Raw genomic sequence first — 14,953 nt, forward strand, 5'->3', positions numbered from 1 at the left:
GCCTGGCGGTTCGGGATCTGGAGCAGGGTGCTCTGACCCTGGCGCAGGACTGCGGCGGCCTGCCCGGGCCGGCCGGCCGGCCACGAGGAGGTGCGCCGCTCAAGCCCGGGTGTGTGCGGGGATGCTGTTCGCGCTGGTGGCGAGGTAGCCGCAGTCCTGGCTCCGGGCCGTCGCGGACGGTGCTCCGGCAACGAGGGAGACGAATGCCGCGGCGGCGGCCGTGAGGGTGAGGAGGGCGCGCCGCGCGCGCCGAGGGCCAGGGGCGGCCGAGGTCATCCGGGGGGTGGTCATGCCGTGTTCCGTTCAGGTGCGACTGGTGGCGGGCGGAATCGGTTCGCCCGGCCCGCTCGGGAGCATGATCGACGCCGGTGAACGCGCCGTGCACGAGGCATGGACGGACCGGGCCTCCCCGGAGCACGCTCTCCCCGCTGCGCTGCCCCGGATGCTGTCGCCGCACCCGCCGACGGACATCGGGCACCGGGCCCCGCTCCGGCCGCGACCGCGTACCCCACCCCTATCGTGACGCGCATCACATCGAAGGGTCTGAACTTTCCCTCCACGCGCGCATCTTGTCGGTGTCATCGACCCACTTCCACGATCGGGAGCACTGATGCTGCCACCTCAGACCGGCCCTCTGGCCCACGGCGCCCACACCTTCACGGTGGACGGTCTCACCCTGCGGTACCACGTCCACGGAAGCGGACCGGTGTGCGTCGCCCATCCCGGCGGGCCCGGCATCGCGTGGCGGTACCTGCGCGTCCCGGAGCTGGAGAAGCGTCTGACCTACGAGAGCGCGCCGGTCACCGGGCCCGAATTCGGCGCGGAGATGGCGCGCAACGTGGAAGGGTTCGCGGCCCGGTACGCAGACCGGCCTCAGGTGCGGGCGGTGATGGAGGCGTTTGCAGCGATCCCGGCGATCGCCGACGACGAGGTCATGCTCGCGGCCGCCGAGGCAATCGTGCCGGCGTACGTCGCGGACTACTGGAGCGACACCGCTCGCTGGAACCGCCTGCAGGACGGCCTGCGGGCCACCTGCATCTCCGGGCTGGACGCGAGCGGTGTGCCCGACCTGTTCGACGACCGCGAGACGCTGGGCGCGCTGCGGGTGCCCGCGTTGGTGGTGGTGGGCCGCCACGACGTGGTGTGCGGGATGCGCTGGGCGGAGGAACTGCACAAGCTGCTGCACGGCTCGCGGCTGCTGGTCCTTGAGCACAGTGGGCACTTCGGCCACGCCGAGGAGCCGGAGAGCCTCGCCCGCGAGGTCGCCGCCTTCGTCCTCGCCGACAACGGGTAGGTATGTGCGATGCCAACTCCATCGAAGCAGGCAGGCGGCGGCAGCGGCGCCGAAGACGGCCGCGCGGCGGGTCCGGTCGGTCTGCGGGTGTTCGAGGCGGACGGTCCTCTGGTCGGGCGCACGGCGGATCTCGCCCGGATCGACCGCTTCCTCGAAGGTATCGCCCGCACGCCGGGTGGCGGAGGCCCGCTGCTGCTGCTCGGCGAGCCAGGCGTCGGCAAGACCGCGCTCCTGGCCGCCACCACGGCCCGAGCCGAGCACCGCGGCATGCACGTCGTGGCGATGGCCGGCGCGGAGTACCGGGCCCATCTCAGCTACAGCGGCCTCGGCCGGCTGACCGGGGAGGCAGTCGCAGCACAGCCGCCTGCCGACCTGGGAGAAGCCCTTTCCGTGGCCCTCGGCCACCGGGACGGCCCGCCGCCCGACCACGCAGCGGTGGCCCGCGACGTCCTGACGCTGGTCGCCCGGCTCGCCGGCCACCGGCCGACGCTGATCGTCGTGGACGACGTCCAGTGGCTGGACCCGGCCAGCGCCACGATCCTCGGCGACGCCGCACGGCGCATGACGGGCTTCGCCGCCGGGATGCTGTGCGCGGCCCGCGAGGGCACCGAAAGCTTCTTCGACCACAGCGGGCTCCCGATCCACGACGTGCGCCCCCTCGGCGAATCCGACGCCCACGACCTGCTGGAGCGGTCCTTTCCCGAGCTCGCCCCCCGGGTACGGCGCCGCCTGATCACCGAGGCACAGGGCAACCCCCTCGCCCTCCTGGAACTCCCGATCGCACTCGACGCCTCACCCAGGACCTCGACCGCCCTCCCCGAACGGTTACCACTCAGCCGAAAGCTCCAGTCGGCGTTCGCCTCCCGCATCACCGGCCTGCCCCCGGCCACCCGCCACCTGCTGCTCCTGGCAGCCCTGGACGCCACCGGCGACCTGGACGTGGTGCGCCGCGCCGCCACCGGGCGGTGCGGGCTCAAACACCTGGCTCCCGCCGAACGGGCCCAGCTGATCCGCATACACGAACCGGCCGGCCTGCACTTCCGGCATCCGCTGACCCGCTCCGCGGTGGTGGAGCTGGCGACCAGCGACCAGCGCCGCAGCGCCCACCGCGCGCTGGCCCGGGCCTGGCACGAGGTTCCGGAGCGGCAGGCCTGGCACCTGGCCCAGGCCGCCCAAGGCCCCGACGAACGGGTGGCCGCACTGCTGGAACGGGCAGCCGGCGTCATCTCCGGTCGCGGTGACGGGCCCGCCGCGGTGGCCGCGCTGCTGCGCGCCGCCGACCTCACCCCCTCAGCCCCCGAGCGGGCCCGCCGCCTCGCCGAGGCGGCCTGCACCAGCGCGAACATCAGCGGCGACCTGCGGGACGTGCCCCACCTGCTCGACACCGCGCGTCGCACAGCGCCCGGGGCGGACTCGCCGGCCATGGCGGTGGCCGGAGCGGCCTACCTCCTCAACGGCTCCGGCGACATCGACACGGCACACAGGCTGCTGTGCGGCGCCCTCACCACCCGGCCCGCACCCTACGACCCCGCCGACACCGCACTGGCCGATGCCCTCCACACCCTGCTCCTGGTCTGCTTCTTCGGCGGCCGACCCGAACTGTGGCCCCCGTTCGACGCCGCACTGGCCAACTACCCCGTGCCTCCGGTCCTCCTGGCGACGGCCCGCCGGACCTTCGCCGACCCCGCCCGCACCGGTCCGCCCGACCTCGCCGTGCTGGACGAAACCATCGCAGGCCTCACCCACGATCCGGACCCCCGCCGCATCGTCCGCACCGCCATCACCGGCGCATACCTGGACCGGCTCGACGGATGCACCGAGGCGTTGCACCGTGTCGTGGCCGGCGGCCGCCGCGGCGAGCACATCGCACCCGCCATCGACGCCCTGTTCCTCCTCGGCAACCACGCCTGGCTGACCGGACAATGGCAGCAACTGCAGCAGGCGGCCCGGGAAGGGCTGGACCTGTGCGAACAGCACCACTACCCCATGCAGGCCTGGGTCGGGAAATACCTTCTCGCATGCACCGCCGCAGCCCGCGGCGACCACGAGACGACCCGCACCCTGAGCGACCAGATGAACCACTGGGCCGGCCCCCGGCGCGCCGACACCGTACGCGCCTACGCCGCCCACGCCAGGACCCTGTCCGCCCTGGGACAGGGCAACTTCGAGGAGGCCTACCGGCAGGCAACGCTCATCACACCCCCCGGAACACTGCCGCCCTTCGCCTCACACGCGATCTGGACCGTCATGGACCTGGCGGAAGCAGCCATGAGAACAGGCCGCCGCACCCAGGCCCAAGACCACGCCACGGCCGCCCGCACCGCAGGACTGGACACGCTCTCCCCACGCCTGAAGATGCTGGTCCACGCCACCGGCGCACTCACGGCCGACGACGACCGCCACCCCGGCTTCCAGGACGCCCTCACGGTCGAAGGAGCCGAACGCTGGCCCTTCGACCTGGCCCGCATCCACCTCCACTACGGCGAACGACTCCGCCGCACCCGAGCACGCGCACAAGCCCGACACCACCTGGGCACCGCCGCGGACCTCTTCGAGCAACTCGGCGCGGCCCCGTGGGCCGGCCGCGCGAACCAGGAACTGCGCGCCTGCGGCACCCCCGCCCGAACAGCTCCCCGCCCAGCCACCGCGGTCCTCACCCCGCAGCAGAGGCAGATCGCAACCCTGGCCGCCGCCGGCCTGACCAACAAGCGGATCGCCGAGAGGCTCGCCCTGTCCCCGCGCACCGTCTCCACCCACCTCTACCAGCTGTTCCCCAAGGTCGGAGTGACCTCCCGAGCCGGACTCCGCGACGCGCTCAAACGCCTCGACCAGCAGTGACCCGACCGTGCACTCACCAGCGGGCCGGAACTACGTCAGATGACGGAAGCGATGAAATCGGCCGCATTCGTATCGTCACCGAACGGCCCGAGCAGACCGGGCCCACACCCCGCACACCACAGGAGGAACCGATGACCGACGACGCACCGGCCGGGAACGTCGTGCTCGTCCACGGAGGATTCGTGGACGGCTCCGGCTGGCAGGGCGTGTACGACGCCCTGACGGCCGACGGCTACGACGTGGCCGTCGTACAGAACCCCACCCTCTCCCTCGAAGGCGACGTCGCAGCCACCCAGCAGGTCATCGACCGTCTTCCGGGACCCGTCACCCTGGTCGGCCACTCCTACGGCGGCGTCGTGATCACCGAGGCCGGCAACCACCCCAAGGTGAACGCACTCGTCTACATCGCCGCATTCGCCCCCGACAAGGGCGAGTCCGTCAGCACCCTGATCGCCGACCCGCCCCCCGGCGCCCCCGTCCCGCCGATCCTGCCGCCCGACAACGGCTTCCTCTTCCTGGACCGCGACAGGTTCGCCGAGTCCTTCGCCGGCGACCTGCCCCGGGCCCAGGCCGACTTCATGGCCGCCTCCCAGGTCCCCTGGGGCGTCGACGCCCTGGGCGGCACGGTGTCCCAGCCGGCCTGGCGGACCAAGCGGGCCTGGTACCTGATCGCCACCGACGACCGCATGATCCCGCCCCCGGCCCAGCACGCCATGTCCGAGCGGATCGGCGCCCAGACCGTCGAGGTCGCCGCCAGCCACTCCGTCTACGTCTCGCAGCCCGACGCCGTCGCCGACCTGATCCGACAGGCAGCACGCAGCTGAACCGCCGCCCCCGCCCTACCCGACGGGAGACTGCCTTGAAGCCCCCGCACAGACGCCGCCCCCGCGCCCTCGGCGGGGCCGCGGCCCTGGCCGCCGTGGTCGCCGCGACCGCCGTCACACCCGCCGCGACTGCCATCGAACACGACAGCGGCAACAAGCGTCCGACGCCCAGGCCCACCGTGGTCCTGGTCCACGGCGGCTTCGCCGACGCCTCCAACTGGAACGGCGTGGTGGAACGCCTCCAGGACAAGGGATATCCGGTCCTCGCGCCGGCCAACCCGCTCCGCGGCCTGACCACCGACTCCGCCTACCTCGCCAGCGTCCTCGCATCCGTCAAGGGCCCGATCGTGCTGGTCGGCCACTCCTACGGCGGAGCGGTCATCACCAACGCCGCCGCCGGCAACCCCAACGTCAAGGCACTCGTCTACGTCGCGGCCTTCGTCCCCGACAAGGGCGAGAAACTCGGCGAACTCATCAACAGGTACCCCGGCAGCGAAATCCAGGCCGCCCTCAACCCCGTGCCCTACCCCAACCCCGACGGCACCACCGGAACCGACCTCTACCTCAAGGCCGACAAGTTCCGCGCCGTCTTCGCCGCCGACCTCCCCGCCTCCACCACGCGCGTCATGCAGGTCACCCAGCGCCCCTTCAGCGCCCAGTCCTTCGAGGACACCACCCAGCAGGCCGCCTGGCACACGATCCCCTCATGGGGCCTGGTCGCGGGCGCCGACAAAGCCATCCCGCCGGCGCTGGAACGCTTCGAGTACCAGCGGGCCGGCGCCACCGTCGTCGAAGTCCCCGGCGCCTCGCACGTCGCCATGATCAGTAACCCGAAGATCACCGCCAAGCTGATCGAGCGGGCCGCCGAAGCCACGGACTGACCCACAGCCCGCACGCGACCGGGCCCCTCCGACGGGCTCAGGGGGAGCCCGGCTGCTCGTCGGAGTGCAGCAGGTCCTTGGCCCGGCGCTCCATCAGCACCGGCAGATAGGTACGGACGCGTGCGTAGCGGAGCTCCTCGTAGGCCGTCTCCACGTATGCCTGCACCAGCTCGGGGTCCAGCTGAGGGTGTGCCTCCATCAGCCGCTCAGTGACATGGCCGATGACGAGAGCATCCTCGGATTCCGGCACCACGCACCTCAGCCTTCCATCGGGAATCGCATCCCCCAGTCTCGCGGACGGGCCCGCTGTCCGGAAGGCGATCTTCCGCCGCTTTGTGCGTGTCCGTCGGGCAGAAGGTGCGGCCCACCCGCGGCCACCACGAAATCGCCAGTGCTGTGACCGGCGAACCTTGCCGGTCACAGCACTGGGTCCCCTTGCGGCCGGCTCGTGTACGGCATCGCGACATCACGTGAATCCGGCCGCGGCACAAGGTGCCGCGGCCGGGATCCTCCTCCTGAAGAGAAGGAAGGGTTCATGCCGATCCTGCGGAAGACCAAGCAGCGCCTGGCCGTGGCCGCCCTGTTGGGCGCCCTGACCGCAACGGCGGCCGGTCCGGCCACGGCCACCCCGGCCGCCGCCTTCGCCGGCGTGTTCATCTACGCCAACCCCAACTACTCGATCCCGGTCTATCCGAGCGGCGCCCCCGTACAGATCGCGGAACTCACGGGGCCTGCGAAGGACACCACCTCCTCCATCGGCAACAGCACGAACCTCTCCCTGTGCTTCTACGAGCACAAGAACTACGGGGGTCTCGAGTTCCGGATCGGCCCCGGCGAGTGGTGGGCCACGATCCCCTCGTGGATCGACAACAAGATCTCCTCCTACCGCCCCTGCTGACTGACTGACCGTTTCAGAATGAGGTTCGGAGTCGTCTCAAGGAGATGATGCTGCAGGCGAGTTGAAGCAGGCCGAGGTGCAGGTCCGCCCGACCTCGTAGCGGATTCGCGGGCGCTCGAACCGGTGGAGCCAGGCAAAGGTCCGCTCGACCACCCAACGGGTCTTGCCCAGCCCAGAGCCGTGGGCCACGCCGCGTCGGGCGATGAGCGGCTTGATCCCACGCCTCCGTAGCGGGCGGCGGTATTTGTCGTAGTCGTAGCCGCGGTCTGCGAACAGCCCGCGTGGCCGTGTGCGCGGGCGTCCGCGCAGGCCCCGGATCGGTGGGATTGCGGCCAGGAGCGGCAGGAGCTGTGTGACGTCATGGCGGTTGCCGCCGGTCAGCGTGATGGCGAGCGGAGTGCCGTGCCGGTCGACGGTCAGGTGGTGCTTGCTGCCCGGCCGGCCCCGGCCGGCCCCGGTCGACCGGCGAAGGTCCGGTGTGAGCCCCCCTTTGAGTGCCCTGACGTGCGAGCCGTCGATCGCTGAGTCGTCCATCTCCAGGAGCCCCGCCGCTCGCAGTTCACAAGGTCGGCAGACACGTAGGAGAGTCTGCCCGATGTGTTGTCAGGCACTGGCCGAGCTACCGGTGTCGATACGCCTGGCGGCAGCGGCCGGTCGGGGTCAGCGCCAGCCTCCGTGCCGCGGTTCCACATACTCGCCGAACGGTGGATCGAACTCTTGCCCGTCGCCGTCGGCCACGACGTAGTCCGGTTCAGTCTTCGAAGCGGCTGCGTGCAACCGGACGACGAGGTCGGCGACAGGCACGATACTCAGCGACAGGGCTGCGGCCACCTGATCAGCTTCGTCGTCGATGCCCGGGTTGTTCTTGTCACGGGACCGCTGGAGGTGTTGGGCGGAGATCTGCATGACCTCCACATCGCCACCGCCCGAGAACGACAGGCAGTCCCGCCACTCCAGCCCGATCATGATCTCCAGAGCCTCCGCCAGATCATCGGCGAGCAGCCCGCCTTCCCCTTCGGAACTTGCGAACACCACCGGTCGGCGGCCGTTCCGCTCGGCGCACAGGAAGTACGCCCCACCGGCGAACCCCCCGGCGATCGTCTCCAGCGGGGCGCCCGAGGCAAGTCTCAGACCCTCGCCGTTGTGCTTCCGGTGGATGTCGAAACCGAACGAGGACCGCAGCAGCAGATCGATCTCCGGGGTGGTCCGGATCAGGTCAAGCAGATGATCACTTGAGGTCATGGCATGGACGATAGCGAGTACCGGTGACGTGTCAGCGACAGCGCGAACAGCGCGCCTGGGTGTGGCCATGGAGTCGACCCTGAGGGCGACACGCTGCACATCCACCATGGAGGTCAGGCCACGTCTGTCCCCAAGCGGTCGCAGCTCATTCTGAAACCACCAGTAAGGGCGCAAGCCCGCTTTCTCGGCTCGGCGTGTGGTCGGCGTCGACGAATACGTCCGCCCTACGGCACCGTCCACCGTCCTTGTGGACGTCGAAACTCGCCGGTCAGTCGACCTGCTGCCCGACCGGGAGCCATCGAGCCCGGCTGGCCCAGCGGCCCCTCGTGCCCAAGCTCCGACCGGATGGGTGCACCGGCTTCCGGGGGCCCTGCGATCATGTGCGCATGGATACGGGGGGATCTACTCATGGCCGCCGGATACCGGGCGCCCCGCGACATCGCCGGGCCGGTAACGCACTCCTCGCCACGGGGGCGGTGCTGGCCGTACTGGCCGTGCTGGCCGTGGTCGTCGTGGTGCTGCCGGGGCTGGTGGTCGACCGCGATCTGGCGGGTGCCCGGATCACGGCCGCTGAACGGCTCGGAGCCGTCAACAGTGTGCGCACGACACTTCTGCAGGCAGCCGGTGGCGCTGTCCTCTTCTTCGGGGCGTACGCCACCTGGCGGCAGCTGAGGGTGAGCCAGGAGGGATTGAACGCCACCCGAGAAGGGCACATCACTGACCGCTTCAGCCGGGCAGTCGACCAGCTCGGCAGCGAGAAGCTGGACGTGCGGATCGGTGCGCTCTACGCGCTGTGGCGAATCGCGGACCATTCCCCTCACGACCGTGAAGCGGTCATATCGATCATGGCCGCGTTCCTTCGGACCCACCTGCCATGGCCTCCGCACGGGCAGGACTCCCCAGCAGCGGATACCGCCATCAACTCCGTGCCTCCGCTGGAGACCCGTGCCGCGGATGCCCAGGTGGCGCTCACCGGTCTCGGAGTCCTGTGCCGGGAACGCCGGCCCGACTGGCTCAACGTCAGCTTTACCGACCTGCGTCGGGCCGACTGCGACGGACTGTGGCTGCACCACGTCAACTTCGACGGCGCCTGTCTGGAAGCGGCGAGCATCTACCAGGTCAACCTGACCAGGGCGTCGCTGATCGCGGCCAACATGCGGCACGTGGAGCTCGGGACGTCGATTCTCCACCAGAGCCGCTGCATCGACGCCGACCTGCGCGGCGCACGCATGGTCAGGGCCGACCTCGGCGACGCGGACTTCACCGGCGCCGACCTGCGGGAGGCCAATCTGCGCAAGGCACGGGGCCACGGCACCAAGTTCGCCGGCGCGGACCTGAGACTGGCCGACCTTCGAGGAACCGACCTCACGGGCGCCGACCTGACACGGGCTAAACTGGAGGGCGCACTGGCAAGCGACCTCACCATCTGGCCGACGGGCTTCGACATCCATGCCGCGGGCGTCGTCATGGTCGAGGATCCCGGCGCCGAGCCCAGCATCCTCTTGCCGGCTGCCGCGATCGCGAGGAACGTCCCACCACTCCACTCGGCCTAGGGGTGTCCGTAATGTCAGGTGGGGAGCCATAGCCGCAGGCAGGCTAGGGTGACGAGGGCTTTGTAGTGGCGTGCTCGTTTGTCGTAGCGGGTGGCGAGGGCCTTGTTCTGCTTTGAGGCGGTTGAAGCAGCGCTCCACGACGTCGCGTCGCCGGTAGACCGCGCGGTCGAGTCGGCAGAGGCTCTCGCCGCGTCGCAGGCGTCCGTCGATCTGGTCGATCCGCTCGGGAACGGTGCAGGCGATGCCTCGTCTGCGCAGGTAGGCGCGGATCTTGCGGGACGAGTAGCCCTCGTCGCCGGTCAGCCGCAGGGCTGGGTGCGGGGCCGTGTTGGCCCGCACCGCCTGCCCGTCGCGGGCGAGGTGGATTGTGGTGCTCAGTCCGCCGCGGGAGTGTTCGAGTGCCTCACCGGTCCAGGCCCCCTTTGCGCCGGGATTGGGTCCGAGCCGGCCTTCCCAGCCGAGTCCGGAGTGCAGGTGGCTGTGCATTTCCCGGAGCGCCGTCTCCTTCGCCGTAGCGACGCGCTGCCGGCCCTCCTCGCTGTCGGTGGCACAGAAGGAGTTACGGCACCTCCAATATGCTTGTCCCATGGCGATATCGGGCACCTTTGCGCATCCTCGGTGGGGACTTCAGTTCCACTGGTGGGCGGTAGATTCGTTCGGCCGAGTCGGATTGTTCTACTCCGCGTTCGGCCCGGTGCCCTCGGCGGCAAACGCCCATGAACAGACCCTGGATGAGGCGACGGCCTGGGCCAAGACGCGGCACCCGGAGTGGTTTGATGTGGGGTGCGTGGAGGATGACTGTCCTCAGCACTGCGTCTTCGAGCTGGCACGGGCGCCGTATCTGTTCACCTGGGACGAGGAGCACGACGATCGCTACACGCGATACGGCGTGCCAACGCAGCCGCTTTTGGTGTCCGAGCTGCCTGCGGCACTGGCTGCTGCCGTGCGCCTTGTCGAGGTCGACTTCTCCTTCGACCAGGCCGCGCGGATCGACCTGGGATACCCCAGAGGCCGCGAGGCCATCTCGGCCTCGGCGCTCACCCCCTGGACGTCCTGCGAACGGCACCCTCGGACGGGTGGGAGCCGGCGTGAGCCCCACTCGCTCCAGGGCATGGTTGAGCCGCATGGTGAAACGGGCGTGCGGGGCGGCTAGCCGGGAGAACGGTTCGGCGTGTTCAGACAACTGAGGTGTCCATGGCTGGGGCAGCACCTGGGATGACAGGGTGAAGGGCAACGGCACGGGGGCGTCCTCTGAGGATGCAGCGCCGGCACCTCACCCGGTCAGCGGCCGCGCCGATCGGCCTCCTTCGTTCAGCCCAAGACCTGTTTGCGCCGACGACAATCTCGGGTAGTCAGAGATTCCGATGCGCCGAATCTCCAGCTTGCCCTTCACTTCGACCCAACCCGACGCAATTCAATGAACACGGAACTAATTGTCGCTTCCCTGAGCGGGCGGTCCGCGTTGCGGGCGTTGTGTCGCAGAGCGGCGGCAATATTGGTCGCGCCGGCCAGCCGCAGGGCGCCGATGGCGAGGTTGCGCCAGGTGGCCATCGCCCGGGGCGCGTTGCCGGTTCGCAGCTGTGAGGCGTCTTCGGCGAACGTGGTGTCCCTGACGTGGTGCAGGGCCTCGATCTGCCAGTGATCACGGATCAGGGTCGCCAGCTGGGCGGGGTTGGCTTGCTCAGCGGTGAGGCTGGTGACGGCGTAAACGGTCTTGATGGTGGTCTTGCCGGTCTTGCGGTCGGTGCGGCGGCGCTTGATCTGGACGGCCTGCCGGGCTTCGGGGAAGAGCAGGCTGTTGACCGTGACCACCTTGATCCGTCGTATCTCCGAGCGTCCGTGGCCGATACCCCTCACGCGGCCCTGCAGCGGGATCTCTGCCCACGGAAGGGATCTGAGCTGCTTGCGGAGCTTCTTCTGGTTGCCCTTCACGATCACGATGTAGTGCGCTTCGCGGCCGAGAAGGTAGTCGGCGTGCTCGCGTTGGGTGTGCATGGCGTCGCTGGTGACGACCACCCCGGCCAGGTCGGCCATGGTCTCCAGCAACGGCTGGAAGCAGGTGATCTCGTTCGTCTTCTCGCCGACGTCCAGCTGGGCCAGGACCAGGCCGGTGGTGTGGTCCAGGGCTGCGAGCAGGTGGATCTTGCGGCCGTTGGCCCTGGCCGCTCCGCGAAGGCTCTTGCCGTCGACCGCCAGGCCGCGCAGCCGGCCCCGGGTTCGGTTGCGGCGGTCGGCGAGCCAGCGGCCGACCGCCAGGTCCAGTGCGTCGCCGTCGACACGGGCCAGCAGTCGTCGGACCGTCGTTTCCGCAGGCAGGGACCGTTTGGGGAACAGGGGGTCGAGTCGCACGCCGACGTGTTCCAGCACGTGGGGCGAAGCGTCGGTGATCCATTCGCCGACCGCCAGCAGCGACGTTGCCCCCGCCAGCACCGCGCACGCGGCCAGGGCAAGGACGTCTACCAGAGCGTGGCGCACTCCACGGGGATCACGCGGATCGGGCACCTGGGCGAGGCGGCCCAGCAGTCCGGGCACTTCTTCCGGCGCGACCTCTGGATGCTCGCGGAGTTGGTCAAGGGCAGGCGGGATCAGCGATGATGCTTCGGCAGGCACGGTCTTCCAGACAGGTCACGGGCGTCGAGAACTCCATGATCTTGGAAGCTGTCTGTTCCGCTATCCCTGGCCAGCCAACCTGGCGGACTGTCATGAGCCGGATGCCCGGCGACTACGCCGAAGCCCTGCGCTCGTAGCACCGACGGACGGATGACTCCGGTTGCTGCTCTGCACCGTGGGCCAGAAGCGGGGGGCCAGAGCCAACTGTGACGCTCAAACTGGCCGAATGAACAAGGTCCTCGTTTAAGCCCGGAAGCCGGATAGCACCCGCCATACCCGTGCCCCCTCAGTATCTACACCAAGCGGGCAAGCGGATATCGAACAGCAGCCAGCTTCGTTCTGTGTTCCAACTCGACGTGATCAAGACCGAGGTAAGGCAATGTCGTCTGGCCACAGAGTTGGCATGATTCAGCTTGCGTCGCGGATCCAGGTAACGCAGTCGGCCAGTTTCCGCCCTCGATTGCTGCCAACTTCCCGGAGTATCTGAACACTGTCCTCGAAGAGTGCATCATCGAGTTGCCAGCCCTGATTCCCAAGCTCCGGCGCGAGTTCGGCCACCAAGTTCTCGTCGTGGCTGCTGCAGAGCCGGGCCAGGAGCAGAAACATCCCTTCGATCGCGTTGGATGCTTCTCGCTGGGCCCGGAGCAGCAGGGGTTGGGCTGCCGCTCCTTCTGTACGGGCGATCGCTATGGCGCTTACCGCGCGTTCCAGCCAATTGTCGGAGTGGATGCCCACTTGCAGACAGCGCAGCAGGTCGGGCAGAGGTTGCAGGCCGATCGCGCGGTACACGCGCCATCGGTCGCCCTTGAGTCGCTCGCGTTGCAGCAGTTTTTCGACCAGCCGTTTGAAGTCTTGGTCCGCTGTTCGGTCCAGGCAAATGGCCAGTCCCTCGTAGGCTGCATTGCTCAGGGGGGCGGTGGTCCGATCCATGAGCAGTTCGACTGCTTGGGAGGTCCCGATGTACCCCAGCGCCTTGCAGATGGTCCTGGCGGTCTCTTCGGAGACATGCGCGGCCCGGTCAGCTAGCAGATGACAGCTCCGATCGAGGCGCATGTGCCCCAACGCAGTTGCTGCCAGGTCAACGAGTCGCTCGTTCTCCGCAGGTAGCCAGTGATGGATCAGGAAGTCCGCGTGGACAGGGCCCAGCCGTCGGAAGATGGCATAGATCGTGAACAGATCCAGCTGGGACTCCTGGCTCTGATGCCTAGTGAGGAAGCGGCCTAGCGTGTCCAAGACCGGGCCGCTCACCCACTCGGGGTCCGGTCCTGGGCGGTGGAACATCCGGGCGAGCGCTGGGGCAGCGTGGTTGGAGAGCTTTTCGAAGGCGTCACGGTCCTCCTCCGCGCACTTGACGATGTGCGCGGCGGAACTGGTTGCCCCGATCCGTCCAAGGCCATCGATCGCCCTCCTTGCCACATCAAACTGTGCGCACTCGGTAGCCATCGCTGACAACCGCTCATGGGCAAAGGGACGGTGTGCGGTGGAGAACAGATCCCCGGCCCGTGCCAGGTTCCAGCATTGATTGGCGGCCTCGACACGTGCGAGCAGTAGTTCGGCTGACCGTTCAGGGTCGCTTGCCAAGGCGTACCGCAGTACCCGGCGGGTCATGGTCCTTTCCCAGACGATGGGTTGGTCGACTACGGACGAGAAGTCGATCGGCTCAGACGGCTCGGACCGAACCATTTCGTGTGCCATGGGAACAGCAGTGAGCGGGTCGGAGGAGAGCAAGTCACGCAAGCGAGGGGGGCGCTTGGGTGTCGTTGGGTGCGGTCTTATGTGGCGGTGCAGTTGAACTCCGCGGCACTGGCCCAACGGGCCAGTGCCCTCGCCGCTGGCCGCACGCAAGCTGATCTGTTCCAGGGGGATCTTGAGTAGGGCCGGGTCCCCTTCCAGGTTCAGGTCGATCCGACTACCGGGGGTCAATTCCTGGACCATTGTGGCGACGCGATGCTCAGCCCTGCCGAAGATGGCCCGAACTGTTGGCTCACTCTGTGTAGGGCCGCCCGCTCCCAGATCCGACGTCTGCTCGCTCAGCACGGTGCCGGCAACGGACACTGAGGACGTCAGCCGCCCTCCGCTCAGGGTCATGCGCACATAGACCTCGGTCACCAAGCCGGGCACCGAAGCGGCAGGGGCTGGCTGGGCAGGATCCCTGGGCAGAAGCAGGGGGATCTCGCCCATTGGCGGCACTGTCTCGTACGGCTGATCCGTCAACAGCCGTAGCAACCTGTCGGCTCCGAAGACTGAGTACTCCGTGATTGCGTAGTGCGTGACAGCCAGGCCACCGAGCCAATCAGGAAGGTCGTCAGCTGAACAGCCAGGCAGCACGACGGGAATGATCCGGTCGAGCGAAGCCTCGCGGTCCGCGTAGACGCGACTCCTGATCAGAGCAGCCTCCCATTGGACACCCAGCCCTGTACGCTGAGCAGATTTCCCTTCGGCACGCTGCTTGTAGGCGGGTGAAGCAACAACGATGATGTAGCGCGCACCTTCCACCGCGTCACTCATCCACAACGCCCAGTCTTGCCGCCGCTCAGCGGCAGGCAAATCTATGACAGCGTCGACGCCCATGCGACGAAGGAAGAGCCAAAAGTCCCGAACTCGCTCTTTATGCTCATCGTCATCGTGTGCGTACGAGATAAACACTTTACCTATTTCCAGGCTGCTCCGTGATTCTGTTGCCATAGGATCACCGCCGATCACCGGGACATAGCTGCAGACTCCCTATCTCTAGGGTGGCGCGTTTCTCAGCAGTTCGCTTCCTGTGCCTGCAGCGCAGGCTTTACGCGGCGTGGTCGACCACTTGCACTGCG

At 68.7% G+C, this 14,953-nt stretch carries 12 protein-coding genes and 2 pseudogenes; 7 read left to right on the forward strand and 7 right to left on the reverse strand.

Annotation, left to right across the window (positions count from 1 at the left end):
• Window positions 1-99: 99 nt before the first annotated feature.
• The gene (locus ACFY0D_RS35195) at window positions 100-291 is read right to left on the reverse strand and encodes a hypothetical protein (RefSeq protein WP_390801985.1); all 192 of its coding nucleotides are present in this window, start codon (window positions 289-291) and stop codon (window positions 100-102) included.
• A gap of 319 nt (window positions 292-610) precedes the next feature.
• Between ACFY0D_RS35195 and ACFY0D_RS35200 the strand changes: the two genes are divergently transcribed.
• The 4 genes from ACFY0D_RS35200 to ACFY0D_RS35215 all read left to right on the forward strand — a co-directional run bounded on the left by ACFY0D_RS35200 (window position 611) and on the right by ACFY0D_RS35215 (window position 5,837).
• Window positions 611-1,294 carry an alpha/beta fold hydrolase gene (locus ACFY0D_RS35200; protein ID WP_390801986.1) on the forward strand — a complete coding sequence of 228 codons (684 nt, stop codon included), beginning with the start codon at window positions 611-613 and terminating at the stop codon, window positions 1,292-1,294.
• 9 nt (window positions 1,295-1,303) lie between these two features.
• Window positions 1,304-4,132, forward strand: a complete 2,829-nt coding sequence (locus ACFY0D_RS35205; RefSeq protein ID WP_390801987.1) for an AAA family ATPase — start codon at window positions 1,304-1,306, stop codon at window positions 4,130-4,132.
• A gap of 131 nt (window positions 4,133-4,263) precedes the next feature.
• A complete protein-coding gene (locus ACFY0D_RS35210) occupies window positions 4,264-4,956 on the forward strand; it encodes an alpha/beta fold hydrolase (RefSeq protein ID WP_390801988.1) in 693 nt (230 codons plus the stop codon).
• Window positions 4,957-4,991: 35 nt separating this feature from the next.
• Window positions 4,992-5,837, forward strand: a complete 846-nt coding sequence (locus ACFY0D_RS35215) for an alpha/beta fold hydrolase (protein WP_390801989.1) — start codon at window positions 4,992-4,994, stop codon at window positions 5,835-5,837.
• A gap of 37 nt (window positions 5,838-5,874) precedes the next feature.
• Here the strand turns inward: ACFY0D_RS35215 and ACFY0D_RS35220 are convergent, their stop codons facing one another.
• Complete coding sequence (locus ACFY0D_RS35220; RefSeq protein ID WP_390801990.1) at window positions 5,875-6,258, reverse strand: three-helix bundle dimerization domain-containing protein; 384 nt, start codon at window positions 6,256-6,258, stop codon at window positions 5,875-5,877.
• 114 nt (window positions 6,259-6,372) lie between these two features.
• Here ACFY0D_RS35220 and ACFY0D_RS35225 point away from each other — a divergent pair, with 114 nt between their 5' ends.
• The gene (locus ACFY0D_RS35225; protein WP_390801991.1) at window positions 6,373-6,735 is read left to right on the forward strand and encodes a hypothetical protein; all 363 of its coding nucleotides are present in this window, start codon (window positions 6,373-6,375) and stop codon (window positions 6,733-6,735) included.
• Between the two features lie 36 nt (window positions 6,736-6,771).
• Here the strand turns inward: ACFY0D_RS35225 and ACFY0D_RS35230 are convergent, their stop codons facing one another.
• Together ACFY0D_RS35230 and ACFY0D_RS35235 are read right to left on the reverse strand one after the other, a co-directional pair.
• Window positions 6,772-7,269 carry an IS5 family transposase gene (locus tag ACFY0D_RS35230; RefSeq protein ID WP_390801992.1) on the reverse strand — a complete coding sequence of 166 codons (498 nt, stop codon included), beginning with the start codon at window positions 7,267-7,269 and terminating at the stop codon, window positions 6,772-6,774.
• A 126-nt stretch (window positions 7,270-7,395) separates the two neighbouring features.
• A complete protein-coding gene (locus ACFY0D_RS35235; protein WP_390801993.1) occupies window positions 7,396-7,977 on the reverse strand; it encodes a hypothetical protein in 582 nt (193 codons plus the stop codon).
• Between the two features lie 476 nt (window positions 7,978-8,453).
• Between ACFY0D_RS35235 and ACFY0D_RS35240 the strand changes: the two genes are divergently transcribed.
• Complete coding sequence (locus ACFY0D_RS35240) at window positions 8,454-9,530, forward strand: pentapeptide repeat-containing protein (protein ID WP_390801994.1); 1,077 nt, start codon at window positions 8,454-8,456, stop codon at window positions 9,528-9,530.
• A 14-nt stretch (window positions 9,531-9,544) separates the two neighbouring features.
• On the opposite strand, the pseudogene ACFY0D_RS35245 reads toward ACFY0D_RS35240, so the two are convergent.
• A pseudogene (locus tag ACFY0D_RS35245) lies at window positions 9,545-9,944 on the reverse strand (transposase); the annotation flags it as partial.
• A 172-nt stretch (window positions 9,945-10,116) separates the two neighbouring features.
• On the opposite strand from ACFY0D_RS35245, the gene ACFY0D_RS35250 reads away from it, so the two are divergent.
• The gene (locus tag ACFY0D_RS35250; RefSeq protein WP_390801995.1) at window positions 10,117-10,683 is read left to right on the forward strand and encodes a hypothetical protein; all 567 of its coding nucleotides are present in this window, start codon (window positions 10,117-10,119) and stop codon (window positions 10,681-10,683) included.
• A 431-nt stretch (window positions 10,684-11,114) separates the two neighbouring features.
• On the opposite strand, the pseudogene ACFY0D_RS35255 reads toward ACFY0D_RS35250, so the two are convergent.
• Together ACFY0D_RS35255 and ACFY0D_RS35260 are read right to left on the reverse strand one after the other, a co-directional pair.
• Window positions 11,115-12,140 (reverse strand): annotated as a pseudogene (locus ACFY0D_RS35255) (ISAs1 family transposase); the annotation flags it as partial.
• A gap of 408 nt (window positions 12,141-12,548) precedes the next feature.
• Window positions 12,549-14,825, reverse strand: coding sequence for a TIR domain-containing protein (locus tag ACFY0D_RS35260; protein ID WP_390801996.1), 2,277 nt, complete (start codon window positions 14,823-14,825; stop codon window positions 12,549-12,551).
• Between the last annotated feature and the right edge of the window lie 128 nt (window positions 14,826-14,953).

It is taken from the genome of Streptomyces sp. NPDC001502 (assembly GCF_042894785.1).
Classification (GTDB): Bacteria; Actinomycetota; Actinomycetes; order Streptomycetales; family Streptomycetaceae; genus Streptomyces; species Streptomyces kutzneri.

Excerpts from the sequence above, each read along its gene's own strand:
- ACFY0D_RS35195 (WP_390801985.1), bottom strand. The coding sequence starts at position 291 with ATGACCACCCCCCGGATGACCTCGGCCGCCCCTGGCCCTCGGCGCGCG.
- ACFY0D_RS35200 (WP_390801986.1), top strand. The coding sequence starts at position 611 with ATGCTGCCACCTCAGACCGGCCCTCTGGCCCACGGCGCCCACACCTTC.
- ACFY0D_RS35205 (WP_390801987.1), top strand. The coding sequence starts at position 1,304 with ATGCCAACTCCATCGAAGCAGGCAGGCGGCGGCAGCGGCGCCGAAGAC.
- ACFY0D_RS35210 (WP_390801988.1), top strand. The coding sequence starts at position 4,264 with ATGACCGACGACGCACCGGCCGGGAACGTCGTGCTCGTCCACGGAGGA.
- ACFY0D_RS35225 (WP_390801991.1), top strand. The coding sequence starts at position 6,373 with ATGCCGATCCTGCGGAAGACCAAGCAGCGCCTGGCCGTGGCCGCCCTG.
- ACFY0D_RS35230 (WP_390801992.1), bottom strand. The coding sequence starts at position 7,269 with ATGGACGACTCAGCGATCGACGGCTCGCACGTCAGGGCACTCAAAGGG.
- ACFY0D_RS35235 (WP_390801993.1), bottom strand. The coding sequence starts at position 7,977 with ATGACCTCAAGTGATCATCTGCTTGACCTGATCCGGACCACCCCGGAG.
- ACFY0D_RS35250 (WP_390801995.1), top strand. The coding sequence starts at position 10,117 with ATGGCGATATCGGGCACCTTTGCGCATCCTCGGTGGGGACTTCAGTTC.
- ACFY0D_RS35260 (WP_390801996.1), bottom strand. The coding sequence starts at position 14,825 with ATGGCAACAGAATCACGGAGCAGCCTGGAAATAGGTAAAGTGTTTATC.